The organism is Kaistia sp. SLG-1 (genome assembly GCF_059699055.1).
In genome coordinates this window covers 466,415-491,100 of sequence record NZ_AP048544.1, presented here as the reverse complement: position 1 = coordinate 491,100, position 24,686 = coordinate 466,415, and the positions used below count along the sequence as shown (strand labels likewise).

Genomic DNA, 24,686 nt, shown 5'->3' with positions numbered 1-24,686 from the left:
GAACGGAGTATCGCTCACGCTTCCCGAACCTTCTCGGACAGCGCGGGCTCGGCATGCGGCGTGAACTTCGCGGTCCTGCCGCGAATTCGGTCCCGGACCCGATTGATCGGCCGGTCCACCAGCGCCACCATCACGGCGGACAGGGCCAGGCTGAGCAGGATCGAGGCGGCGAGCGTCCAATAGCTGTAGCCCGTCGCGAACGTCATGACGCCGACGAAGATCACCTCGTGGTAGAGGTAAAGGGGATAGGTCAGCGCCCCCAGGCTCTGGTCCAGGCCTGTCCAGCGTCCCGGCTTGCCGAAACTCAGCAAGACCATCAGCGCCAGCAGAACGAAAAACAAACCGAGATTGCTCCAGGCCAGCGCCTGAAGCCCGACGTCGAGCGCGTGTTTTTCGACCTGGCTCCAGCTGTGCCAGATCATGGCCGGGACGGCGATCAGCGCCAGGAAAAGGGCTGCAGCACTCCCCCGACGCCAATAGTACCAGGCCGCGCCAAACACAAAGTAGGGAAGAAAGCCGAACATTCCGGGAGCGCGACCCGCCATCGCCAGGCCGAACGCCAGCGCAAAGGGAACGATCATCCAAGCCGCGACGCGGGCGAAACCCGCCTTCGGCCCTACCCTCGCCTGCAGGAACAGGCACGCCGCCATCACGAGGTAGAACGCCACCTCGACCCGAACGGCCCAGGTAATATCCAGAAAATTGTAGCGGATGAAGCGATCGACGAGCGGAAAGACCCCGACGAAATTCAAGATGACATTCTTGATTTCAAAGGCATCGGCGGGAAAGTCGGCCTGGGACCTCCACAGGATCTCGCCACCGAACGTCCGAAATGCCTGATGGGCCAGCATCGACAGGGCTACCGCCAGCACGAAATGCGGCGCGATGCGAAGAAACCGGTTCTCCAGAAAGGCGCCCGGCCGGTTCCGATACATACAGTCGATCGCCTCGGCGATGACGAAGCCGGACAGGGCGAAGAACACGAGCACCGCCATGTCGCCCATGTAGTAGGGCGCGAGCGCGGCGCGGAGCGCCTCCGGCGCCAGGTCCGCCCCGAAGTGCTGGATCATCACGAGGAATGCCAGAAGCAGGCGGAACGCCCCGAACGGCCGATAGACATAGGAAGCCGTCGCCGAAACTGGCTTGTGGTCCATTCCCGCCCTCCCCTATTGGTTGCGTTGTTCATACTCCACAACTAGCAAGAAGAAGTCCACGCCCGTGAGCTCCGCCAGCGACTGCGTGATTGACGGCCCGAGACGGGCGGACCTCGTCACCACAGCCAGACGCGCATCCCGTTACGTCAATTTGACCGACGCGTTATCGCGATCCTGCTACGCTTCTTCGCGCGAGGCAGGGATTGCCGCGCGGCGGAGGGCGGGAACCATGCGCGCTGGAATCCTCATCTGCGGTTGCCTCGCCTCGACGCTCGCCCTCGCGGAGACCACGCCGCCCCGAACCTTTGTCGCCAGCATCGGCGCCATTTCGCCGGCGCAGCGAGACAAGATGATCGGCGTTTCCTGGAAGGAAGGCTGCCCGGTGGCGCCGGAGGACCTCGCCGCCATAAGGCTGCGCTATATCGGCTTCGACAACGCGGTGCATGACGGCGTCCTCGTCGTCCACCAGCGCCTGGCGAAAGAGATCGTCGCCATCTTCGGCGAGTTGTTCGATGCCGGTTTCCAGATCGAGCGGATGCAGCCCTATGAGGATTTCGCGATCGCGCAATATGCCGCCGCGAACGACACGGCCGGCTTCTATTGTCGGCCGGCCCAGGACGATCCGGACGAATTCAGCTGGCATGCCTATGGGCTGGCCGTCGACCTCAATGCGAAGACCAACCCGTTCCACGATCCCAAGGAGGGCTGGTGGCCGGCGGGATCGGACGGCGACCGCAGCCGCGTCGCACCCGGGCTGATCACGGCCGATTCGAAGGTCGTCGAGATCTTCATGCGCCATGGCTGGGCCTGGGGCGGCATCGAGAAGAACCCGGATTTCATGCATTTCGCCAAGGTCACGGTCGGCGATGCCAGCAATCCGCTGGACCGCCCGGTCTGGGCCGAAACCCTGATCAACGCGCCGAAATAGGCGCGGCGGCCGCCCTGGCGGGTTGCCGATCGGCGGCCCAGTTCCCGTTATCGTGCCAGTAGAGAGAGCCCAAGAGCGATGTCTTCGCCGGGCACATCCTCCAGGATTGCCGACTGGACGACGGTTCCGAGCAGGACGGAGAGGAACAGCTTGGCGACGGCGTCCGCCTCAGTGGGGGAGCGCAGGCCCCAGCCTGCCGCGAGCCTGCCGAGCTCGTCACGGAAGGCCGCGTAATAGCCCCGCATCACCGCGCCGAGCCGGGCGTTGCGCTGCGCCTCGCTCCAGCCGAGAAGCGCGATCCGGCGGAGATCATAGCCGTCGCGCACCGCGAAACGTTCGATCACGGGAAAGAGCAGACCGGCCAATTCCGGCGCCGATGCGGGCCGCTCCTCGCGGATCGCCTCGCCAAGCAGCGTGCTCAGCCGGTCGAGCGAGGTTGTGACGGCGGCGAAGATCAGCTCGTCCTTGCTCTTGAAATAGCTGTAGACGGCGCCCGCCGACAGGCCGCTGACGCCGATGATGTCCTGCATCGTCGTCGCGTGCAGCCCCTCCTTGTCGAAGCATCGCCAGGCAGCGTCGAGGATCTGGAGACGGCGGGCTTCGCGGGCTTCATCGGAGATCTTGGGCATCCCCATTTCCTAAAACGAACGACCGTTCTTTACAAGAGGTCACTCCGGGTATAAAGAACGGTCATTCGTTTTAGGAGAGCTGACATGATCACAGTGACAGCCATCGAGACGGGCAAGGCGCGGATGAAGACGGCGCAGCGGACCGGCCGGGACGGACGCGGCGGCATCGGGCGCAAGATCGACATCTTCCGGGATCCCGACTGGGTCGATCCGCTGCCGATCTTCTGCTTCCTGATCGATCACCCAGAGGGTCGCTTCCTAGTCGACACCGGCGATACCTGGCGCAATTCCGTCCCGGGCTATCTGCCGCGCTGGAATCCGTTCTTCACCAAGGAAGTCGTGATCAAGGTCGCCCCGGGCGAGGAGATCGGCCCTCGCCTGCAGGCGCTCGGCCTCGATCCCGCGCACGACATCGCGGCGGTGATCCTGACGCATTTCCACCACGACCACACCGGCGGGCTCGACCACTTCCCGCACAACCGCATCGTGGCCTCGCGCGAAAGCTATGACGCGTCGCGCGGCTTCAGGGGCAGTCTCGCAGGCTGCCTGCCCCAGCGCTGGCCGATCTGGCTGAAGCCGGAGTTGGTAGAGATGGACGGCCCCGCGGTCGGCCCCTTCCCTGCCTCCCATCCGATCACCCGCGATGGGCGCATCTTCCTGGTGCCAACCCCGGGCCATGCCAATGGCCACGTCTCCGTCGTGGTGCGCGCCGAGGACGTCACCTATTTCCTTGCCGGCGACGCGACCTATGACGATGCCAATCTGCGGGCGGAGAAGGCGGACGGGGTCACCTTCGACCCCGCCCTCTCGGTCCGCACGCTGCGCGCGATCAAGGCGTTCGCTGCCGAGGAGCCCACGGTCGTCCTTCCCGCGCACGATCCGGACGGGCCGAGGCGACTGGCCAGCAAAGAAGCGTTCTGATCGGGCGGCCCTAGAGTCGCTTGGCGAACTCGACGATCGCGGCGCTGACCTCGTCGGGCCGTTCCTGCGGAGCCCAGTGGCCGCAGTTCTCCAGGAAGACCGGCGGCTGCAGCTGGGGGACGAGCGTCGGCATGGCGGCAATGATGTCGCGCATTCCGGGCATGCTCAGCCCGACATCACGATCGCCGACAAGATAGAGGGCGGGAACATCGACCGTCTTGCCCTTCAGCGAAGCCTGCAGGGCCCAGTTCCGATCGAGATTGCGGTAGTAGTTGAGCCCGCCGCGGAACCCGCTCCGGGTGAAGGCATCAACAAAGGCCTCGAGATCCTCTTGCCGCAGCCAATCGGGCAGCGCGGCCGGAAGCGGCAGGGGCGCCAGCAGGCCGTCCTTCCGCGAGACCATGCTGAAGGGATTGGGCGGCCCGTCGCCAGGCGCCCGCGGCCCCGCATCGCCCGACGCCGCGTAGAGAAGCTTGCGCAGCGTGACGGACACGTCCCGCTCGAATTCAGCCTCGGCAACGCCCGGCTGCTGGAAATACAGCGTGTAGAAGAGTGCATCCGGCGTCTGCGGAAAGATCTGGGTCGGCGGAACCGGCGGCTGCCCCATCATAGGCACGCCGATCGCGACGACGCCGCGAAAGCGGTCGGGACGCATCAGGGCAGCCTGCCAGGCGACGCTCGCACCCCAATCATTGCCGACGAGGATCGCGGTCTTCTCGCCCAGCGCGTCGAGAATGCCGACCATGTCGCCGACGAGATGAAACAGCGTGAAGGCTTCGGGGTCGACGGGGCTGTCGGTCTTGCCATACCCGCGCATGTCCGGGGCGACGACGCGGAATCCCGCCGCCGCCAGCGCGGTCATCTGATGCCGCCAGGCATAGGACGTTTCGGGAAAGCCGTGGCAAAGCAGGATGAGCGGACCCTCGCCCTGCTCCGCGACATTGAAACGAATGCCGTTCGCATCGATGCTTCGATACTGCATTTCCATCTCCATGCTGTTGAGGGCACCGGCAAGGAGCGGCGGCGTCGCGGCGAGCGAGCCGATCGCGCCGGCGAAACCGGCCAGGAATGTGCGCCTCAACATTTTGAGCCTCTCGAATGCGAAACTGTATAAGTTACGCATTCGATCGCGTCAATAATCCGTAACACAGAAAGTTACGGTCAGATCCCGAGGACTTCGCCTTGCCGAGCGACAGCCGCCTGCCCCGGATGCTCCACGTTCTCGTTCACATGCAGCTGCTGGGCGGGACCGAGACGTCGGAAACAATCGCCCTGATGCTGAACACCAACCCCGTAGTGGTGCGCCGGACGATGGCCAAGCTCAAGCAGCAGGGCATCGTGTCGTCGGAGGGCGGACCGGGCGGCGGCTGGCGGCTGGTGCGGGATCCCGAGCACGTGACCGTGCTCGATATCCTGCGCGCCATCACCGACGCCCCGGTCTTCACGATGAGCCCCTCCTCGGACCATCCTTCCTGCCCCGTCGAGCGCGCGGTCAATGCGAGGCTCACAGGCGCGATGGAAAAGGCGGAGGCCCTTCTCGCCGAGGAGTTCGGGAAGATCTCGCTGGCCGATATCGCCCGCGAGTTCAGTCCTGCCCCCGGCTAGATGACGCCGAAGACATAGCGGTTCGTCACCGTCTCCCCGCGTGCGAAATTCAGCCGCGTGGTCAGGACGCATTCCCCGCCGACCTCGGGCAGAAGGCATTCCAACTGGTATTTGGCGGCCGCCTCCGTGCCGAGCGTTTCGATGGTCTCCACAGTCGAGGATCGCGAGCCGTCCGGCGCCTCGATGATGATTTCGAGTCTTCCGTCGTGCAGCGGCTCCGCGCCGTCATTGACGAGCGAGAAGTCGAGGAGCACGGGCTGGCCGGCGGGGCGCTCGGCGGTCCAGCCGTTCCAGAAAGCCTGCACCGGGGCCATCGACTGCCGGACCTCAAAATAGGCCTTCTTCGGCGTGCGCGAATAGCCGACGATCGACCAGGTGACGGCCGGCCAGCAATCATTGAAGGCGAAGACATGCAGGCCGCGGCAGGGATCGCCCTTCCTGGAGCGAATGAATTCGATGTGGTGCTTCAGGAGCCGGGCCTGATGGTCCTGGCTGCGCTCGATCAGTTCGCGCAGGCCCTCGATGTCGCCGAAATTCCGGCGCATCAGCGCCGGCTGGGCGCAACGTCGCGCCAGCGCCGGCCAGTCGATGGCGTCCGCCGACAGGTCGAGGAATGCGGCGAGATCGTCGGCTCCCGGCAGCGCCTGGCCGCCGAATTCGGAAACGAGGCCGAAGTGGCTTTCCGGCGCCTTGGCGATGTCCTCGATCGCACCGAAATACCAGCCCGGATACATATGGCAGTCGCGCCGCCAGCCATATTTCGCCTCCAGCCGCTTCGCCTGCTCTTCCGACCAGAAGAAGGATTCGACCGGATGGACCCGGTCGGCCGGATCGTAGGAGATCGCCGCGTTGCCGTAATGGGCGATGCGCTGCGGATCGCGGGCGCGGGCGCGCTCGACCAGCGCCGAACAGTGCTTTTCGAAATTGGCGACGCTCGGTTGCGATCCGAAATTCCAGATCGCCACCGAGGGATTGGCCTGGAGACGGTCGAGCATCTCGTCGAACTGGCGCACCGAGGCGCGCGCGAAATCGCTCGTGATGCCGCCGGTCGTCCAGATCGGGAAGTCCTGGTAGACGAGCAACCCGCTCCGGTCACAGGCCTGGTAGAACTCGTCCCTCTCCATCAGGCAGAAGGGATGAACGGTGTTCAGGTTTGCCTGACGGAAAAGCTCGGCGTCCCGCTCGTATCGAGCCGCCGTCATGGAGGAAAGATCGAGGTCGGACAGATAGTTGGCGCCGCGCTGGAAGAAGGAGACGCCGTTCAGCCGGAGATCCCACCCCTCGCCAAGCTCCAGCCTGCGAAAGCCGGTGGTCAGCCGCGCCTCGTCGGAGACGCCGCCCTCCCGCTCCAGAACGACGCTGAGCTCATAGAGATTTTGCGGGCCGAGATCCCACGTCCACCAGAGGCCGGCCGCCTCGATCCTGAAATCCAGGCTGACCCGGCGCTCGCCGGCGATCAGAACGAGCGCGGTCTCGCCGCTGGCGACGACGGCGCCGCCTCCGGCCGCGGCGAGTGACCAGCGCAACCGCGTCGGCTGCGTTGCTTCGCCGGCATGGGTCAGCGCAACCTCGACGACGCCCTGCACCGGAACCCTGGCGTCCGGCTGCCCGCGCGGCGGCAGGCGGAGCGGCTCGCCCGTGATGCGGACGGCCTCGATCCGCGCGCCGCCGGTATGGCGAACCGTCACCTTGCCCCAGATGCCGGCCGGCTTCGATTCGGGGTCGTTCATGTCCCAGCGGCCGAGCGCGCCCTTGAAGAGGGTCTTCAGCTGGCCGAATTCGCTCTCCTCGCCGAGCACGTCGTCGGGCGCCTCGACCCGCACGACCAGCACGTTCTCGCCCTCGTCCAGCCATTCGCCGATATCGAAGCCGAAGCGTCCGAGATAGCCCTCGTGCGAGCCGAGATAGCGACCGTTCAGCCAGACGTCGGCGTTGTAGTCGACCCCTTCGAAATCGAGGCGATAGCGCGAGGCGGCCTGGCGCGGCGGAAGGGAAAAGCTGCGGCGATACCAGCCGATCGTCAGGCCGGCATGCCCTTGCGCGGCCCAGCCGCCCGGCGCGCGGAGGGTCGACCAGCGGTCGATCGGATTCTCCGGCTCCATCCAGCGAGCGTCATCGGCGTGCGAATAGTGCAATTGCTCCCGATAATGCTCGCCGAGAGCCTTTGGATCCGGGCGGAAATGCCAAAGGCCGGACAGGTCGACGACCCACGGCGCGCTGCTGTCGATGATGGCCGTTTCGATCGGCGTCTGGCTGTTGTCCAACGAAGGCTGCTCCCTGCTTGTTTTGTTTCTGGATCTTTGGATCGGGTGGCCGGCCGCGCCTCGCCCGGAGGCGGGCTACCAGGGCGACGGATGGCCGAGCTCGGTCCCGAGCGCCTTCAGGAAATCCTGCATCACCGCGACGCGGGCTTCGGCCAGGCGCCGCCCGCCGGCCGTGGTCATGCGGTCGGCAAGGCCGAGAAGCTTGACCTTGAAGTGGTCGAGCGCGTTGCGGCGGTCGTCGAGCGGCCGGGAGACGGCGAAGGGATCGTCGCCGTCGAAGAGCGAGCACGACAGCTGGCCGGCGATATAGAAGGTTCTGGCAATGCCGATCGCGCCGAGAGCATCGAGCCGGTCAGCGTCCTGGAGGATGCGCGCCTCCAGTGTTTCCGGTGTGATGTTGGCCGAGAAACTGTGCGCGACGATGACGTGCCGGGCGGCGGCGATTTCGGCGTCGTCAAAGCCGAGGCGGGCCAGCACCGGCCCGGCCGCCTCCGCCGACAGCGCCGAAGCCTTGGCGCGGTCGGGCGAATCCTTCGGCGGGTTGACCATGTCGTGCAGATAGGCGGCCGCGACCAGGATCCGGCGATCCGCGGCCCCGTCCTCGATGTCGGCGATCTCGAGCGCGGCCTGCTTCACCCGGCGCGCATGATGGACGTCGTGGCTGGCGTCGGCGCCGGCAAAGCCCGCGAATTCAAACTCGAGCGCCGCGGTCAGGCAATCGACCTCAGTGGCGTTGTGCATGTTCGTCGTCTCGTCTTTCGGGCTGCTCACAGCGGCCGGCCGATGAACAGGGAGGCGGCCTCGCGCAGCGTGCCGGTGACGGGTGCGCCGGTCGCCTCGAGCTTGGCGCGCGACTGCATGCCGGTGGCGACCAGGATGGCGCCCATGCCGGCGGCGGACGCCGCCTCGAAATCGTCCACCGTGTCGCCGATCAGGCAGCAGCCCTCCACCGGCAGGTCGAGTGCCGCGCAATGGGAAAGCAGGCTTTCGTGCTTGGTCGGATGGCCGGTGCCGGCGAAGCCCTGAACCAGCACGAAATGGCCGCGCAGGTCGTGATGGTCGATCAGCGCGTCGATCTGCGCATGCGGCGCCATCGACAGCAGCGATTGCGTCGCAGCCTGGCCGATGGCGTCCAGCGCGTCGATCGCGTCGGTGGCGAGCGGCTGGGCGTGCATGCGCTCGCCATAGATGATGTCGTAGCGCCCGCCGAGATGGGCGAGCGCCGCCGCGTCCGCCTCTCGGCCGAGGAGGCTGGAGAAATACGCCTTGAGCGGCCGGCGGTATTCGTGGCGCACCTGCTCCGGCGTGATGCCGGGAACGCCGAGATCCGCCATCGCGTCGATGGTGATGCGGGCGGTGATCTCGAAATCGTCGAGGAGCGTGCCATTCCAGTCCCAGATGGCGTGGGTGTAGTGCGTCATGCGATGTCTCCGGCCGAAATCCGGCGGCCGCCGGTGTCGAAAAGGTGAAGGTGGCGCGCCGCGACTTTCAGCGGCACGACGTCGCCCGCCTTGAGCGTCTCGGCGAGCCTCGCCTTCAGGCTCGCGGCGCCGAGCGACAGGTGCACGAGGCTGTCAGTGCCGAGCAGTTCTGAGCGGACGACCCTCGCGGAAAAGCAGAGGCTTGCCGCATCCGGCGTGCCGAGGCGGACCTCTTCGGCACGGAAGCCGACCGAGAACGGCCCTTCGGCGACGCTCCCGACGGTAGCCGGCAACGCCATCTCGCCGCCCTCAATCGGAACGAAGCGCTCCGCCTGCTGCGTGCCGGAAACGATGTTCATCGAGCCGAGGAAATCGGCGACGAAGGCCGTCGCCGGCCGGCGGAAGATGGCTTCCGGCGCGCCGCACTGCTCTACCACGCCTTCGCGCAGCACGACCAGATGATCGGCGAGCGCCAGCGCTTCCGACTGGTCATGGGTGACGTAGACGGTGGTCGCGCCGAGCTGGCGTTGCAGCGTCGCCAGCTCGATGCGCATTTCCGTGCGCAGCTTCGTGTCCAGGTTGGATAGCGGCTCGTCCATCAGGAGCACGCGCGGACCGCGCACGATCGCCCGGGCGATGCCGACGCGCTGGCGCTGGCCGCCGGAAAGCTGCGCCGGCATGCGCTCCAGCAGCGCCTCGATCCGGACGAGGCTCGCCGCCGCCTTCACCCGCCTGGCTCGTTCGGCGGCGTCGACACCGGCCATACGCAAGGGGAAGGCGATGTTCTCCGCCACCGTCTTGGCCGGATAGAGGGCGTAGTTCTGGAACACCATGGCGACGCCGCGCCTCTGGGCGTCGACATGCGTGACCTCGGTCTGGTCGAAGCGGATCGCGCCGCTGTCGATCGTCTCCAGGCCGCAGAGGCTGCGCAGCAGCGTGGTCTTGCCGCAGCCCGACGGGCCGACGATGATCGTCACCTTGCCGGCAGGGCATTCGATGCTGAGGTTGTTCAGCACCGGGCGCGTCGCGCCCGGATGCGTCTTCAAGACCCTGTCGACGACGACCCGCGGCGGTGCGAGAGCGGCGGCCGGCGGCGCGGAGGCGATGTTCGCTTGGATGTTCACCGAACCGCCCTCAATTGGCTTCGAGGAGGGCGTTCATGCTGTCTGCGAGCCTGGCAAGTCCTTCCTGCGGCGTGGCGACGCCGGTCAGGATCTCGTACTGGATGTCGCCGAAGTTCGACTGGAACTCGGAATTGGCCTTGCCCGGCACCGAGTACCAGGGCGCGCTCGGCTGGGCGTTGATCGACAGCAGCGAGGGGTGGGCCTTGTAGTAGTCGCCGAGGAGCGCCGGGTTGGTCGCGGCGGCCGTGTTGTGCGGCGAGGAGGCGGTCGCCTTCACGGTCAGGGCGACGGCTTCGGGCGTCACCAGCGACAGCAGCGCCTTGCAGGTGGCCATCTGACGGTCCGGATCGGTCGCCAGCATGACAAAGCCGTTGCTGGAAGCGGCGGTGATGCGCGTGCCGCCGTCACGCACCGGCATCGGCGCGAGCTCAACGTCGAACTTGGCATTCTTGGTCAGTTGCGGATAGGCGGAAGAGGCGACCAGCAGCATCGCCACGTTGCCGGACTGGAACATGGCGCCAAACTGGCCCCAGAAGGCGCCGGGAGCGATCGCCGGCATGTAGCCCTTTTCCACCAGACCGCGTTCGAAGGCCATGACCGCGACGCTTTCCGGGCCGGCGACGGCCGATTTGCCGTCGGCGCCGACGATCTGGCCGCCGGCCGACTTGACCTGCGCCTCGTAGACATAGGTGTTCGGCATATACATCAGCACGCCGTATTTATGGGCGTCCTTGCTGGTGAGCTTGGCCGCGGCCGCCTCCAGCTCCGACCATGTCTGCGGCGGCCTGGAGGGATCGAGGCCGGCGGCGCGGAAGGCGTCGGCATTGATGAAGAGCGCCGGCAGCGTGGTGTACCAGGGCATGGCCGAGAGCTTGCCGCCGACCTTGAAGCCTTCCAGCAGGTTCTTGTCGAGCTCGGCGGCGAGTTCCGGCCGGGAGGCGAGGCAAGAATCGAGCGGCTGGGCGCGGCCGGAGTCGACATAGGCGCGCAGCACCGCGCCGGTGACGCGCACGGCGTCCGGGGCGCTGCCGGCGACGATGTCGGCCAGCACCTTCTGGGTGGTGTCGACGTCCGACTTGTTGTCCAGCTCCAGATTGACCGGGGCGTTCGGGTTCTGCGCGTTGAACTCGCCGAAGATCGTCTTCAGCACGTCGCCGTTCTGCTTTTCCTGGCCCGACACGATGCGGATCGGCTCGGCGGCACGGACGGGCTGCGAAAGCGTCGAGGCGACGGTGGCGCACAGCAGGGCCGACAGCAGCGCAGAAAGGTTCGAAACGGAACTTTTCATGTGACTCTCCAAAGGGTTGTCATTGTCAGTCGACCTGGCCGGAATTCATGGCCATGCCGTTGATGAACTGTCGTTGGGCAAGCAGGAAACCGATCAGCAGCGGCAGAACGGTCAGCGTCGCCGCCGCCATCTGCGGCCCGTATTCCGAGCCGAGCTCCTGGTCGAGGAAGCGCACGATGCCGAAGGGCACGGTGGCTGCGGCATCGGTGCGCAGCACGAAGGACGGCCAGAAATAGTCGTTCCAGTGCGAGACGAAGCTGAAGATGCCGAAGGTGGTGATCGCCGGCCGGGCCATCGGCAGCACGATCGAGGTCAGCACCCGTAGTGGCGAGGCGCCGTCCAGCCGCGCCGATTCGAAGACGGAGGCCGGGATCGTCAGGAAGAACTGCCGCAGCAGGAAGACGCTGAAGGCCGAGCCGACGAAAGGCAGGATCAACGCGCCGAGGCCGTTGATGAGGCCGAGGCCGGACAGGATCACGTAAACCGGGATGGCGGTGACCTGGTAGGGCACCATCATGGCGCCGAGCACCAGCCACAGGCTCGCCGAACGGCCGGCGAAATGCAGCCGCGACAGGGCGTAGGCCGCCGGCACGCAGACCACGAGCTGGCCGAGGAAAATGGTGACGACGACGACGATGCCGTTCAGGTAGTAGCGCAGCACCGGCACGTCCTGAAAGACGCGCAGGTAGTTCTCGAGCGTCGGATGCGACAGCGCCAGCATGCCGCCGGAGAAGATGTCGTCCGGCGCCGTGAACGAGGTGCGCAGCATCAGCCAGAACGGCAGGAGCATGAAGACGGCGCCGAGGGCGAGCGCGCCATGCAGCGCGATCTGGCCGGCAGCGGGACGGCGGTTGGAGGCGTTCCGCATCATCGAGATCCCGCTCTTTCGAGCCTTGCCGTCATGCGGCGCTGGATGGCCGTGGCGACGAGCGCCAGCGCCAGGAGGACGAGGGCGACGACGGCGCCGCCACCGATGTCGAAAAAGTAGATGCCGCGTTGCCACATGAGATAGGCGAGCGTTTCGGTGCGTTGCGACGGGCCGCCGGCCGTCATGGTGGCGATCGTGTCGAACACGCGCAGCGCGCCGATGCTGGAGATGATGCCGGCGAAGACCGTCGTCGGCCCGAGCGACGGCCAGGTGACGTGCCAGAAGCGGCTCCAGGCGCCGGCGCCGTCGACGCGGGCGGCTTCGAGCACGTGCTTCGGAACGCTGGCGAGGCCGGCGAGGTAGAGGATGGCGACGAAGCCGATCTGCTGCCAGTTGCCGACGATCGCCACTGCCGGCAGCGCCAAGGCCGGGCTGTTCAGCCAGTCGGAAAGCCCGGTCCAGCGCTCGAGCGCCAGATCGACGACGCCCTTGTTGGCGAGGAACATCCAGCGCCAGACGATCGACATGGCGACCAGCGTGGCGGCGACCGGCAGGAAGTAGACGGCGCGCCAGAAGCCGGCGCCTCGCTTCAGCGCATGGATGGCAAGCGCTGCCAGGAGGCCGAACACCATCGAAGGCGGCACGGTGAGAAGGATATAGAGGAAGGTGACCTTGATACTGTTGAGAAGCTCGCCGTGGCTGATCGCCTTGCGGAAGTTCGACAGGCCGATGAAGCGGTAGGTCCCGGCCAGGATGTCGATGTTGAAGAAGGAAAGCACCAGCGTCAGCACCGACGGCAGCAGCGTGAAGACCGCGAGGAAGAGCATCAGCGGACCGACCAGCGCGTAAGGCGCCGCGCGATGGCCGATGGACGGGCGGGCAAATGGCGGCAGAGGCGTCAGCACCGCCTGCGCGCGATGGGGATGATCGTCCAGGACGGCGTTGCTCATAGACGATACTCGCGCTCGCGGACCGCCAGATGGACCCGGCCGCCGAAGACGGCGCGCGCCTCGGCAAGGGCGCTGTCGCCGTCGGTAGGCGAGCCGAGATGACAGAGGACGAGCGCGTCGACGTTCGCCGCCTCGGCCAGCCGCGCCGCCTCGGCCGGCGTCATATGGGCGCCGCCGGGCGCGCTCGGGCCCGAAAGATGCGCGTCGGCCAGAAGGAGCCGGGAGCCCGCGGCGAGATCGGCAAGCTCCGGCTTCCAGCGCGTGTCGCCGGTATAGGCGATCGCGCCGCCGTCGAAATCGAAGCGGAAGGCGGCCGTCGGGATCGCGTGGTCGGCCGCCGCGGTCGATACCGTCAGCCCCTCCCCCTCGCGCCAGCCGTCGCCGGGGCGGAATTCCTGGACGTCGAAGACCGTGAAAAACCAGTCCTCGCCCTGCATGCCGCGTTCGCGGAGCCGCGCATAGCCCGCGCCACGCTCGGCCGGCCCGAAGCGCCAATGGCGATGGCCGAAGAGATCGGAAAAGCGTTCGAGGAAGGCGCGTCCACCCTCGGGGACACGCAGCGGCAAGGGAGTGGCACGCCCTGCCGTTGCCCACTCCGTCATCAGTGCATAGGCGAGCGGCATGAGGTCGAGCACGTGATCGGGATGCATGTGGGAAATCAGCACCGCGTCGAGCGGGCAGGTTTCCTGCTCGGCGAACAAGGCGGTGGCGACGCCGGGGCCGCAATCGATCAGGATATCGCGTCCGCCGGCCCGCAGCCGGTACCCCGAACAGGGCAGGCCGAGCACGGGAAACCCGCCCGACGAGCCGAGAATGGACAAGCGATTGAACATGGCGCCCTCGATGTTTCACGAGGGAGCTTATATTGCCGTTTCTTATAATGAACGTGACGGGTTCATTATATTGCTGATAGAACTATAGACATCATCTATAGAAACGGCAACCTGGACGGGATCCGAGATGGCCAATGCGACTTTTAGCTTGTCGGCCATGCGGAAGATGCGACGGCTGACGCTGCGGCACTTCCTCTATCTGCAGGAACTGCATCGGCACGGCAGTTTCAGCCGCGCCGCCACCGCGCTCGCCATCAGCCAGCCGACGCTGAGCCAGCAGATTGCGCAGATGGAGGAGATTCTCGGCGTGGAGCTCGTCGAGCGCGGTCCGCGGCTGCTGAAGTTGACCGACGACGGCAGGCTGATGCTGGAGCGCAGCCGCAAGATACTGACCCTGCTCGGCGACACGATCGACATGCTGTCGGGCGAGCGGCAGACGGCGACGCTACGCGTCGGCATTCCCGGCTACATGTCCTACCCCATCGTCAGCGACATCCTGCGTGCCTTTCGCGAGAGCAATTCGGGCGTCGTCACCTATCTCGCCGAATTGCCGGCGGAGGAAATGAGCCTGATGCTGAACGAAGGCGAGATCGACATCGGCTTCCTGTCGCTGCCGACGCCGACGCGGCTCGACGAAACGATGGCCTCGCAGACGATTTGGGAAGCGCCGCTGCTGGTGTGCCTGCAGAAGCAGGACGCGCTGGCCGCGCGCCCCTATCTGACCGCGGACGATCTCCGCCAGCTCGATTTCGTGCTGATCCCGCGCGAGTATCATCGCTCGCACTATGACAACCAGCTGGCATCGCTGAAGTCGTTCGGATTTGATCCCCGCCTGGTGCGCACCGATGTCAGCACGGTTCAGTCGCAGATGGGATTGACGTCGGCCGGCCTCGGCGCCTGCCTGCTGTCGGAAGGCACGGTTCCCATTCCCGAGGACCTCGTCCTGAAACCGACGAAGCCCGAGCTCTGCACGCATGCGCTCGCGCTCTTCTGGTCGCCGGAAAACCGGAATCCCTATCTGCGCAATTTCCAGCGCGTCGCCACGGAATGCGCGCGATCGGGATAGGGTCCAGGTCGCGGCCAAGCGCGATCTCGCTAGGCAGACGCCAAGCGGCTTCGGCCGCATTATGTTGTTTTTGTTTGGGAAAATGGCGCGCCCGAAGAGATTCGAACTCCTGACCCCCAGATTCGTAGTCTGGTGCTCTATCCAGCTGAGCTACGGGCGCCTGCCGATTTCGACTGCCTCGGAGCAACACCCCGGGGAGCCGCGCCGGCCGCTGAGGCCGTCGACGAGGGGATTGCTACAGCCTCGTTCTTCCGATTGCAAGCGTCGATTTCGAGGTCCCTGTGGACATCGTTTCTTTCGCCTAGCCGACCCTGGCGCGCGCCGCGAGATCGAAGGCGATCGGCCGGTCGGGAACCGCGATCTCGAACGCGGCGCCCGGACCGTCGTGGTCGACCAGCAGGATGGTGCCGCCATGGGCGCGGATAATCTCGGAGGCAATCGCGAGGCCGAGCCCCGTTCCGCCCGAGCGAACGCCGCCCTGAAACGCCTGGAAAAGGTGCTCGCGCGCCTTGGGCGAGACGCCGGGCCCGGTGTCGCAGATCCGGATCGTGACCACCGATCCCTGCCGGATCGCCTCGATCCACAGCCGGCGCACAACGGCGGCCTCGGTCTCGCCGTCCATCGCCTGCACGGCGTTGCGGCAGAGATTGAGAATCACCCGGAACAGCTGGTCCGGATCGGCGTCGACCTCGAAGCCCGGCTCGATCCGGCTCTCGAAGCGGATGGTCGGGTGCTGGTCGAGGCCGAGCACCTCTGCGACATCATGCGCAATGCGCGTCAGCGCGATGAGGCGCCGCTGCGGATCGCGCTCGCGGGCGCGCCCATAGGCCAGCGTCGTCTGGCAATAGTCGATGGCGCGACCGATGGTGGCGATCAGCTTCGGCGCGAAGCGCTGCACCGCCGGATCCGGCAAGGCCGCGATGCGATCGGAAAAGAGCTGGACGGAGGCGAGAAGGTTGCGCAGGTCGTGATTGACCTTCGACACCGCGAGCCCGAGATCCGCCAGATGGCGCTTCTGCGCCAGCGTCTCGGTCAGATGCATCTGCATGGCCGCGAGCTTGTCCTCGGCGATGCCGATCTCGTCCGAGCGGCCGCTCGGCTCGATGATCCGCGCCTTGTCCTCCGGATCCTCCGAATAGCGCACCATGGCCTGGGCCAGGCGCCGCATCGGCCGGATCAGCATGTATTGCAGGCTGATGTAGATGAAGAAGGCCGTCAGGATCGAGATCAAGGCGGAGATGATCATCGTGTTCGTCGCGAAGTGCACCATCGCCGCGCGGAGCGGCCGGTCGCTGATGACCAGCTCGAGGCTTCGGCCATTCTTCACCGGCCCGATGACGCGCAAGGTTCTGGGCTCGCCGGCAACCAGCGTCGAGAGCGCGGCGGCGGCGGATCCGAACATGTCGGTGCGGCGCAGATCGGCGACCTCGTCGACGGTCGGCGGCATCTCGACCGCCGCGAGCAGGCGGGTGACGTCGCCGGTCCGCAGCACGATCGCCGTCGCGCCCACGGAAGCCAGAAGGTCGTCCTGGACGCCGCGCGGCACATCGCTCCACGCCGAGGAGCCGAGCAGCACGCTCGCCGCCTCGGCGGTGGCGAGGCGCTCCTCCAGGAAGCTGACGCGGTAGCCGGAAATTGACGGGACAAACACCGCCACTTCGCTCACCATGACGAAGATCGCCGTCAGAAGGATGAGCTTGAGCGAAAGTCCGAAGGCGTGACGACCCGGGCGCGCGGGCGCGACATCCGGCACGGCGGCTTGCTCGATGACGCCGGATCGACCACGCTTTGCACTGAGGCTCGTCACATTGCTGTCGTTCAATCGGCGCTCCCTCACGGCCGATGACAGGGGCCATGATGCGCCGACCCGCCCCGCTGCGTCAAACCACGGCCGGCCGGGGCGCGCAATGCCGTTCGCGCGACGTGGCGGACTCGCGTTGACTTGGGTGGACCTAGTCCGTATAAGCCGGGCTCACGAGAGCACGCTTCCCGTCATGCCTTGGTTCCGGCCATGGACATGAGGATTTTATCGCCGGGACGGCTCGCTCATCCGAACGATAAACATTGAATTCGAGGGGCCGCCCCGCGCGGTGACGACGCATGAAGCGCACCTATCAACCTAGCAAGCTCGTTCGCGCCCGCCGCCACGGCTTCCGTTCCCGTATGGCGACTGTCGGCGGCCGCAAGGTCATCGCAGCCCGTCGCGCCCAGGGCCGCAAGAAGCTCACTGCCTGATTGGCGGAGGGATAGCCGGCCGGCGCCCGGAAAGGCTTCCCATGGATCGGATGAAGACCATGGATCGTCTCAAGAAACGCGCCGAATTTCTCGCCGTCGCCGGAGGGGCTCGCGCCTCCCGGCGCGGTTTTGTCTTGCAGAAACGCGATCCGGCCGCCGATGCGCCGGACTGCGTGGCGCGCATCGGCTATACCGTCACGAAGAAGATGGGCAACTCGCCCGAGCGCAACCGGATCCGGCGCCGACTGCGCGAAGCGATCCGCGCCGCGGGCCAGCATGCCGTCGCCGGCACGGACTATGTCCTGATCGGCCGCCGCGCTGCTCTGTCGCAGCCCTTCGATCTTCTCGTGTCAGACCTTATCTCGGGCTTCGACGCGCTGAAGCGCCCGAAGTCCGCGCCGCGACCGCACGAGCGCGGCAAGGAACAAGCCCGGCCGCCGGGCCAAGCGACCTCACCCGAAAGACGTGAACGATGACCGACAACCGCAATCTGATCCTAGCCGTCGTCCTGTCCGTGGCGGTGGTCTTCGGATGGCAGTATTTCGTCGCTGGGCCGAAGCTGGAACAGACCCACCAGGCCGCGCTGACACAACAGCAGCAGCAGGCCGGTCATGACGCCTCGGCCGCCGCCAATGCCGCAGCCCCCGGCGCGACCGCCACGCCTGGCGCGCCCGGCACGCCGGCCGTGGCCGCGCCCGGTACGCTGCTGACCCGCGCCGAAGCCCTGCTCACCTCGCCGCGCGTCGCCATCGACACGCCCTCGGTCACGGGCTCGATCAACCTGAAGGGCGGCCGGCTCGACGACCTGCATCTCGACGGCTTCCGCGAGACGGTCAATCCCAACAGCCCGACCATCATCCTGCTGTCGCCCTCCAATGCGCCGGACGGCTATTTCGGCGAATTCGGCTGGGTCGCCCCCGCCGGCACCGCCGTGCCCGGCCCGGACACGCTGTGGACGGCTCCCGCCGGCGCCAAGCTGACGGTCGAGACGCCGGTCGTGCTGACCTGGGACAATGGCGCCGGCCTGACCTTCACGCGCACCATCTCGGTCGATCGCGAGTTCATGTTCACGGTCAAGGACGACGTCGCCAACGCGACCGGCGCCGCCGTGACGCTGTCGCCCTATGGCCGCGTCACGCGCCTCGGCGAACCGCATGTCGCCGGCTACTACATCCTGCATGAAGGACCGCTCGGCGTTCTCGGCGACAAGGGCCTGCAGGAATTCACCTACAAGGCGCTGCGCAAGGACGGCACGCAGCACTTCGAGGGCATCACCACCGGCTGGCTCGGCATCACCGACAAGTACTGGGCCGCCGCCGTCGTGCCGCGCACCGGCAAGACCTTCGACGCCTCGTTCACCTTCGTCGACGGCGCCACGCCGCTCTACCAGACCGACTTCAAGAGCACGGCCATCACCGTTCCCGCCGGCGGCACCGCCACCGCCGAAGCGTTGATGTTCGCCGGCGCCAAGCAGGTCAACGTCATCCAGAACTACCAGAACAACCTCAAGATCGACCGGTTCGACCTGCTGATCGACTGGGGCATGTTCTACTTCTTCACCAAGCCGCTGTTCTACCTGCTCGACTTCTTCTTCAAGCTGTTCGGCAATTTCGGCGTGGCGATCCTGCTCGTGACGGTCATCGTCAAGGCCGTGTTCTTCCCGCTCGCCAACAAGTCGTACAAGTCGATGAGCGCGATGAAGAAGGTGCAGCCCGAAATGGCCGCCCTGCGCGAGCGCTTCGCCGACGACAAGGTGAAGCAGCAGCAGGAGCTGATGGCGCTCTACAAGAAGGAAAAGATCAATCCGCTAGCCGGCTGCTGGCCCGTGCTGATCCAGATCCCCGTCTTCTTCTCGCTCTACAAGGTCATCTTCGTCACCATCGAGATGCGCCACGCGCCGTTCTTCGGCTGGATCCAGGACCTCTCGGCGCCCGATCCGACCTCGCTCTTCAACCTGTTCGGCCTGATCCCCTGGACGCCGCCGCACATGCTGATGATCGGCATCTGGCCGCTGATCATGGGCGTGACGATGTGGGTGCAGATGCGCTTGAACCCGGCCCCGGCCGATCCGGCGCAGCAGGTGATCTTCAACTGGATGCCCGTCATCTTCACCTTCATGCTCGGCACGTTCCCGGCCGGCCTGGTGATCTACTGGGCCTGGAACAACACGCTGTCGATCGCCCAGCAGTGGGTGATCATGCGGCGCCAGGGCGTCGACGTGAACCTGCTCGGCAACATCATGTCCAGCTTCAAGAAGAAGCCGAAGGACGCCGCCAAGCCGTCCGAACCCACCAAGGCAAAGAGCTGAGGCTCGTAAAAAGGCGCAGCCATGCCCGAAATTGATCAGGAAGAGATCGACCGCCTCGAACGGGGTCGCCTCTTCTTCGCCAAGTCCTGGGACTTCGTGATGAGCGTCCCGTCGATCGAGATCCTGCCGCCGATCGGTCCGGCCGAGATCGCGTTCTCCGGGCGCTCCAATGTCGGCAAGTCGTCGCTCATCAACGGCCTCACCAACCGCATCGGCCTGGCGCGCACCTCGAACACGCCGGGCCGGACGCAGGAGCTGAATTTCTTCACCTCCGGCGACGGCCTGTCGATCGTCGACATGCCGGGCTACGGCTATGCCGAGGCGCCGAAGAAGCTGGTCGACGCGTGGAACCGGCTGATCAAGGACTATCTGCGCGGCCGCGTCAGCCTGCGCCGCGTCTACGTGCTGATCGATTCGCGCCATGGCCTGAAGGCGAACGACAAGCTGACGCTCGACCTGCTCGACCAGACGGCCGTCTCCTACCAGATCGTTCTGACCAAGGTCGACAAGCTGAAGACCGGCGAGCTGGCCCGCGTCAAGGCGGCGACGGAAGCAGCCATCGCCCGGCGTCCGGCCGCCTATCCGACCGTGATCGCCACCTCGTCGGAAACCGGCGAAGGCATGGATCTGCTGCGCGCCGAGATCGCCCAGCTGGCCGGCTGACGATCGCGCCCGATTTCCCGGGCGGTCACGCCCGGCGACCCTATCGCCGTCATTGTTCCGCCATCGCGGAATCGCTATAGAGCGCTGCCTTTGAGCGGAGCGGAGATTTGAGGATGGATATGCGGCCCGAGGACAGCACCGACCCCGTGCTGACCGCACGATTGATCGCCACCGCGCTGCCCTACATGCTGCGCTATGACGAGAAGACGGTGGTGGTGAAGTTCGGCGGCAATGCCATGGGCTCGGAAGAGCTCGGCAAGGCCTTCGCCGAGGACATCACGCTCCTGAAGCTCGCCGGCATCAATCCCGTCGTCGTGCACGGCGGCGGCCCGCAGATCAACGCCATGCTGAACCGCCTCGGCATCAAGTCCGAATGGGCGGCCGGCATGCGAATCACCGACAAGGCGACCGTCGAGGTCGTCGAGATGGTGCTCGCCGGCTCGATCAACAAGGAAATCGTCCAGACCATCACCGAGGCGGGCGGCCGCGCCATCGGCCTGACCGGCAAGGACGGCAACATGGTCACGGTGCGGCGGCTGACGCGCACCGTCATCGATCCCGATTCGAACATCGAGAAGGTGATCGACCTCGGCTTCGTCGGCGAGCCGACCCGCGTGCGCACCGAAGTCCTGGAAGTGCTGGCCAAGTCCGAGATCATCCCCGTCCTGGCGCCGGTCTGCGCCGGCGAGGACGGCGAGACCTACAACGTCAATGCCGACACCTTCGCGGGCGCCATCGCCGGCGCGCTCGACGCCAGCCGCCTGCTGTTCCTGACCGACGTTCCCGGCGTGCTCGACCGCAACAAGCAGCTGATCAAGGAGCTGACCGTCTCCGAGGCGCGCGCCATGATCGCAGACGGCACGATCTCCGGCGGCATGATCCCGAAGGTCGAGACCTGCATCGAGGCGCTCGACCGCGGCGTCGAGGGCGTCGTCATCCTCGACGGCAAGACGCCGCATGCCGTCCTGCTCGAGCTCTTCACCGAGCGCGGCGCCGGCACGCTGATCAAGCGCTGATGGAAGGTCGGCCCCAGGGCGCGCTTTCGGCGGATCCGGTCGCCGACCGGTTCGCCGACATCCGTTCGTGGGTGTTCGACCTCGACGACACGCTCTACCCCAAGCATACGGGCGTGTTCGACCAGGTCAGCGAGCGCATCCTGCTCTATCTGCAGCGCTTCCTGTCGATCTCGGCGGAAGAGGCGACCGTCGTGCGCGCCAACTTCTACCAGCGCCACGGCACGACGCTGCGCGGGCTCATCGTTGAGCACGGCATGGATCCCGACGCCTTTCTCGACTTCGTCCACGACATCGATACGTCGCGGCTCGGGGCCGATCCGGCGCTCGTGGCGGCGATCGGGCGGCTGCCCGGCCGCCGCTTCATCCTGACCAACGGCTCCCGCCGCCATGCCGAGCGCATTCTGGCGCGCATCGGCTTCGACAATCCGTTCGACGACATCTTCGACATCATCCGCGCGGATTTCGTGCCCAAGCCGCATCCGGACACCTATCGCCGCTTCCTCGACCAGAACGGCATCGATCCGGCGACGGCGGTGATGTTCGAGGACCTGCCGCGCAACCTCGAAGTGCCGAAATCGCTCGGCATGGCGACCGTTCTCGTCGTGCCGGCGGGAACCGACCAGGTGCCGGTCGAGGCATGGGAAACCACCGCCAAGGCGACCCACATCGATCATCTGACCGATGATCTCGGCGGATTCCTCGCCCGACTCACGCCCTTGCGCTAAAGCGCCCACCGCCTTCAGTCGTGGCCGAATTGCCACGACGGGCAGTTGTGCACACCCCACCCGGTTCAGCGGCGGGACGCCGCGAGGCGCTCCGCGCCCGATCCATGCCGCTCTATTGGCACCGGCAGCGCAAAACCAATGTCAGCCGGACGCTGCGTCAGTCCCTAGCAAGACCCTGCGGCATCGCAATCAAGATCTGTAATAATAAGACTTACAATATAGATCAGCATTCTTAAATTGTAATAGATCCGATTTTCTACACTTCGTTGACAATCATCCAATCACAACCCTAAGCAGGCGCCGAACTTCCAGCAGCCAGCGAGTTTTTGCGCAAGAAGCCAGCAACTGGTCTCCCCCTTCCACCGATGGAGGCTATCTTGCACCCTCGCGCCGTGAGCGTGGCTCACCTGCTGCTTTCAACCGCAATCGTTTCGTCGTCCATGATTCTGCTGGGCACCGCCACCGCCCGGGCGCAGAGCGCTCCGACGGCCAACGCTGACGCCCAGACGGAGGAAACCGACGAGGCGGCCCGCAAGAAGAAGCGCGAGGCGGAGAACTCCGGCATTCTGGAGCCGATCACCGTCACGGCCGGCGCCGTGATGGACGCGCCCTACATGACGCCGGGCGGCGTCAGCGTCGTCGACGGCAGCGTCGTGCAGGAGAAGTTCGGCGGCGACGCCAACGCGATCGTCCGCTCGATCCCCGGCACCTTCACCCGCATCTCGTCCAGCCAGCCCGGCATCGCCGTCAACATTCGCGGCTTCGAATCCGACGGCCGCGTCAAGACGATGATCGACGGCGTGCCGCAGACCTTCCGCAATACGGCCGGCCACGCGTCGTCCGGCGGCGAACTGCTCTACATGGACACCATCCTCCTGGCCGGCATCGGCGTCGAGCGCGGCGCCGTCAGCGGCGCCAACGGCATGGGCGCGCTGGCCGGCGCCGTCAATTTCCGCACCCTCGACTTCGAGGACGTCGTCCTCGACGGCAAGGACTATGGCGTCATGACCCGGCTCAAGACCGGCAGCAACGGCTACGGCTTCTCCAGCATGATCGCCGGCGGCGCCCGCGCCTCGCTGCCGGAATTCGGCATGGCGAGCCTGATGGGGGCGCTGGCCTATAGCGAGCACGAAAACTACCGGCGCGGCGACAACGGCGTCATGAACACGCCCGACGCCAGCAACTCGCCGACCTCCGGCCTGGTCAAGTTCCACTATCAGCCGAACGGCGAGCACGATCTGAAGCTCGGCGGCCGCTGGTACGACAACGCCTTCATCGTCTCGGGCTATGACTGGGGCGTGAAGAACGCGACCTACACGGCCAACTACGCCTACCAGCCGGACAGCCAGTGGATCGATCTCAAGGTCAACGCCTTCTACAATAAGACCGACATGGTCTACGACCCGACCTTCGGCGGCTCCTATCGCTATCGCGAGAGCGAGGCGGTCGGCTACGGCTTCGACATCGCCAACACCAGTCGCTTCGACCTCACCGACGCCATCGGCCTCAACTGGACCTATGGCGCGGCCTACACCTCGGACGATTACGCCACCAACAATTACCGCGGCGCCAATCCGCCGGGGAAGATGGAGAAGGCGCGCGCCTTCTCCGACGTCACGGTGAACTGGGGCATGTTCGACCTGACGGGCGGCCTCAACTACGACTACTGGACGCTGGCGGGCCATCTGAGCCCCTGCGCGCCGAATGTCGGCTTCTGCCCGCCTACGGGCGGCAATGTCGACGTCTCGCGCGACGGCTCCTCGCTCAATCCGAAGATCACGCTCTCGGCCAAGCCGTTCGACTGGCTGCAGCCCTATGTCACCTACGCCCATACCTACCGGCCGCCATCGGCGCGCGAGGCGCTCTGGGCCCTGGTGCCGATCGGCGCCGGCATCGGCGGCGGCCAGTACTCCAATTTCTATCTCGAGCCGGAGACTAGCAAGGGCTGGGAAATCGGCGCCAACGTGCTGAAGAACGACCTGCTGCTCGCCAAGGACGCGCTTCGCCTGAAGGTCAATTATTTCGACATGGCGATCGAGAATTTCATCGTCAACAACCTGATGTCGTTGCCGAACGATCCCTATGAGCGGGCGATCTGGGTCAACGTGCCCGGCACGACGCATTCGCGCGGCGTCGAGATCGAGGGCGGCTACGACGCAGGCTTCGCCTATGTGAATGTCGGCCTGACCTTCGCCGACAACAACCAGCCGGTCGGCTGGGGCGCCGGCATCGGCAATGGCGACACCACCTTCCTGCCGGAAGACTATTCGACCGTCGATGTCGGTTTCCGCCTGTTCGACAAGGCACTGACGATCGGCGGCAAGATGAACCGGGTCGGCGGCAGCAAGTTCGCGACCGGCTTCGGCGATACCGGCGAGAAGGACGGCTACACGCTCTATGACCTCTACGCCTCCTACAAGGCGAACGAGCATGCGACCGCCTTCGTCAATGTCGAGAACCTGACCGACGTCGCCTACAGCCCGGCCGTCTCCGGCGATTCGACCGCGATGACCGGTCGCGGCCGCACCATCGTCGGCGGTGTCACGCTGCAGTTCTGATCGCCTTTCTCTGGCGCCCTTTCCTGCCGCCCGTCCCTGCCGGCCACCCCTGCCGGCAGGGACATAATTCTCCCGCCCCCCGATCCTCCTCTCGACCGCCGGGGACGACCGTTTCCCGCAAATGGAAACC

Annotated in this window: 23 protein-coding genes and 1 tRNA gene; 11 read left to right on the top strand and 13 right to left on the bottom strand. The window is 66.1% G+C overall.

Annotation, left to right across the window (positions count from 1 at the left end; genetic code table 11):
- Positions 1–14: 14 nt before the first annotated feature.
- The gene (locus AC6HZP_RS02250; RefSeq protein WP_497525220.1) at positions 15–1,154 is read right to left on the bottom strand and encodes an acyltransferase family protein; all 1,140 of its coding nucleotides are present in this window, start codon (positions 1,152–1,154) and stop codon (positions 15–17) included.
- A 229-nt stretch (positions 1,155–1,383) separates the two neighbouring features.
- On the opposite strand from AC6HZP_RS02250, the gene AC6HZP_RS02245 reads away from it, so the two are divergent.
- The gene (locus AC6HZP_RS02245) at positions 1,384–2,082 is read left to right on the top strand and encodes a M15 family metallopeptidase (protein ID WP_497525219.1); all 699 of its coding nucleotides are present in this window, start codon (positions 1,384–1,386) and stop codon (positions 2,080–2,082) included.
- Positions 2,083–2,129: 47 nt separating this feature from the next.
- On the opposite strand, the gene AC6HZP_RS02240 is transcribed toward AC6HZP_RS02245, so the two are convergent.
- Positions 2,130–2,711 carry a TetR/AcrR family transcriptional regulator gene (locus AC6HZP_RS02240; RefSeq protein ID WP_497525218.1) on the bottom strand — a complete coding sequence of 194 codons (582 nt, stop codon included), beginning with the start codon at positions 2,709–2,711 and terminating at the stop codon, positions 2,130–2,132.
- Between the two features lie 84 nt (positions 2,712–2,795).
- Between AC6HZP_RS02240 and AC6HZP_RS02235 the strand changes: the two genes are divergently transcribed.
- Positions 2,796–3,632, top strand: coding sequence for an N-acyl homoserine lactonase family protein (locus tag AC6HZP_RS02235; protein ID WP_497525217.1), 837 nt, complete (start codon positions 2,796–2,798; stop codon positions 3,630–3,632).
- Positions 3,633–3,642: 10 nt separating this feature from the next.
- Here the strand turns inward: AC6HZP_RS02235 and AC6HZP_RS02230 are convergent, their stop codons facing one another.
- Positions 3,643–4,614, bottom strand: a complete 972-nt coding sequence (locus tag AC6HZP_RS02230; protein WP_497526720.1) for an alpha/beta fold hydrolase — start codon at positions 4,612–4,614, stop codon at positions 3,643–3,645.
- A gap of 200 nt (positions 4,615–4,814) precedes the next feature.
- On the opposite strand from AC6HZP_RS02230, the gene AC6HZP_RS02225 reads away from it, so the two are divergent.
- Positions 4,815–5,237, top strand: a complete 423-nt coding sequence (locus tag AC6HZP_RS02225; protein ID WP_497525216.1) for an Rrf2 family transcriptional regulator — start codon at positions 4,815–4,817, stop codon at positions 5,235–5,237.
- Here the strand turns inward: AC6HZP_RS02225 and AC6HZP_RS02220 are convergent.
- The 8 genes from AC6HZP_RS02220 to AC6HZP_RS02185 all read right to left on the bottom strand — a co-directional run bounded on the left by AC6HZP_RS02220 (position 5,234) and on the right by AC6HZP_RS02185 (position 13,985).
- Positions 5,234–7,501, bottom strand: a complete 2,268-nt coding sequence (locus AC6HZP_RS02220; RefSeq protein WP_497525215.1) for a glycosyl hydrolase 2 galactose-binding domain-containing protein — start codon at positions 7,499–7,501, stop codon at positions 5,234–5,236. The two genes, AC6HZP_RS02225 and AC6HZP_RS02220, sit on opposite strands and share 4 nt — an antisense overlap.
- A 75-nt stretch (positions 7,502–7,576) precedes the next feature.
- Positions 7,577–8,242 (bottom strand): HD domain-containing protein, encoded by a 666-nt coding sequence (locus AC6HZP_RS02215; RefSeq protein ID WP_497525214.1) that lies wholly within the window; start codon positions 8,240–8,242, stop codon positions 7,577–7,579.
- A gap of 26 nt (positions 8,243–8,268) precedes the next feature.
- Positions 8,269–8,922: an HAD family hydrolase gene (locus AC6HZP_RS02210; protein WP_497525213.1), complete on the bottom strand. Its 654-nt coding sequence runs from the start codon at positions 8,920–8,922 to the stop codon at positions 8,269–8,271.
- Positions 8,919–10,046 carry an ABC transporter ATP-binding protein gene (locus AC6HZP_RS02205; RefSeq protein WP_497525212.1) on the bottom strand — a complete coding sequence of 376 codons (1,128 nt, stop codon included), beginning with the start codon at positions 10,044–10,046 and terminating at the stop codon, positions 8,919–8,921. The genes AC6HZP_RS02210 and AC6HZP_RS02205 overlap by 4 nt, the downstream gene beginning before the upstream one ends.
- Before the next feature lie 10 nt (positions 10,047–10,056).
- The gene (locus tag AC6HZP_RS02200; protein ID WP_497525211.1) at positions 10,057–11,334 is read right to left on the bottom strand and encodes an extracellular solute-binding protein; all 1,278 of its coding nucleotides are present in this window, start codon (positions 11,332–11,334) and stop codon (positions 10,057–10,059) included.
- A gap of 25 nt (positions 11,335–11,359) precedes the next feature.
- On the bottom strand, positions 11,360–12,205 hold the full coding sequence (locus tag AC6HZP_RS02195) for a carbohydrate ABC transporter permease (RefSeq protein ID WP_497525210.1): 846 nt from the start codon (positions 12,203–12,205) through the stop codon (positions 11,360–11,362).
- Positions 12,202–13,152 (bottom strand): carbohydrate ABC transporter permease, encoded by a 951-nt coding sequence (locus tag AC6HZP_RS02190; protein WP_497525209.1) that lies wholly within the window; start codon positions 13,150–13,152, stop codon positions 12,202–12,204. Before AC6HZP_RS02190 ends, AC6HZP_RS02195 begins: the two co-directional genes overlap by 4 nt.
- A complete protein-coding gene (locus AC6HZP_RS02185) occupies positions 13,149–13,985 on the bottom strand; it encodes an MBL fold metallo-hydrolase (protein ID WP_497525208.1) in 837 nt (278 codons plus the stop codon). The genes AC6HZP_RS02190 and AC6HZP_RS02185 overlap by 4 nt, the downstream gene beginning before the upstream one ends.
- 157 nt (positions 13,986–14,142) lie before the next feature.
- Between AC6HZP_RS02185 and AC6HZP_RS02180 the strand changes: the two genes are divergently transcribed.
- Positions 14,143–15,051 carry a LysR family transcriptional regulator gene (locus AC6HZP_RS02180; protein WP_497525207.1) on the top strand — a complete coding sequence of 303 codons (909 nt, stop codon included), beginning with the start codon at positions 14,143–14,145 and terminating at the stop codon, positions 15,049–15,051.
- A gap of 83 nt (positions 15,052–15,134) precedes the next feature.
- On the opposite strand, the gene AC6HZP_RS02175 is transcribed toward AC6HZP_RS02180, so the two are convergent.
- Both AC6HZP_RS02175 and AC6HZP_RS02170 read right to left on the bottom strand, forming a co-directional pair.
- A tRNA-Arg gene (locus AC6HZP_RS02175) sits at positions 15,135–15,211 on the bottom strand.
- Positions 15,212–15,352: 141 nt separating this feature from the next.
- Positions 15,353–16,873 carry a sensor histidine kinase gene (locus tag AC6HZP_RS02170; RefSeq protein ID WP_201401896.1) on the bottom strand — a complete coding sequence of 507 codons (1,521 nt, stop codon included), beginning with the start codon at positions 16,871–16,873 and terminating at the stop codon, positions 15,353–15,355.
- A gap of 278 nt (positions 16,874–17,151) precedes the next feature.
- On the opposite strand from AC6HZP_RS02170, the gene rpmH reads away from it, so the two are divergent.
- The 7 genes from rpmH to AC6HZP_RS02135 all read left to right on the top strand — a co-directional run bounded on the left by rpmH (position 17,152) and on the right by AC6HZP_RS02135 (position 24,556).
- Complete coding sequence (gene rpmH, locus AC6HZP_RS02165; RefSeq protein ID WP_201401895.1) at positions 17,152–17,286, top strand: 50S ribosomal protein L34; 135 nt, start codon at positions 17,152–17,154, stop codon at positions 17,284–17,286.
- A 41-nt stretch (positions 17,287–17,327) separates the two neighbouring features.
- A complete protein-coding gene (gene rnpA, locus AC6HZP_RS02160; protein WP_244669732.1) occupies positions 17,328–17,762 on the top strand; it encodes a ribonuclease P protein component in 435 nt (144 codons plus the stop codon).
- Positions 17,759–19,594, top strand: a complete 1,836-nt coding sequence (yidC, locus tag AC6HZP_RS02155; protein WP_497525206.1) for a membrane protein insertase YidC — start codon at positions 17,759–17,761, stop codon at positions 19,592–19,594. The genes rnpA and yidC overlap by 4 nt, the downstream gene beginning before the upstream one ends.
- 21 nt (positions 19,595–19,615) lie before the next feature.
- Positions 19,616–20,257 carry a ribosome biogenesis GTP-binding protein YihA/YsxC gene (yihA, locus tag AC6HZP_RS02150; RefSeq protein WP_201401893.1) on the top strand — a complete coding sequence of 214 codons (642 nt, stop codon included), beginning with the start codon at positions 19,616–19,618 and terminating at the stop codon, positions 20,255–20,257.
- A 113-nt stretch (positions 20,258–20,370) separates the two neighbouring features.
- Positions 20,371–21,273, top strand: coding sequence for an acetylglutamate kinase (gene argB, locus AC6HZP_RS02145; protein WP_201401892.1), 903 nt, complete (start codon positions 20,371–20,373; stop codon positions 21,271–21,273).
- Positions 21,273–21,998, top strand: coding sequence for a pyrimidine 5'-nucleotidase (locus tag AC6HZP_RS02140; RefSeq protein ID WP_497525205.1), 726 nt, complete (start codon positions 21,273–21,275; stop codon positions 21,996–21,998). The genes argB and AC6HZP_RS02140 overlap by 1 nt, the downstream gene beginning before the upstream one ends.
- Before the next feature lie 440 nt (positions 21,999–22,438).
- Positions 22,439–24,556 (top strand): TonB-dependent receptor domain-containing protein, encoded by a 2,118-nt coding sequence (locus AC6HZP_RS02135; protein ID WP_497525204.1) that lies wholly within the window; start codon positions 22,439–22,441, stop codon positions 24,554–24,556.
- The last annotated feature ends 130 nt before the right edge of the window (positions 24,557–24,686 follow it).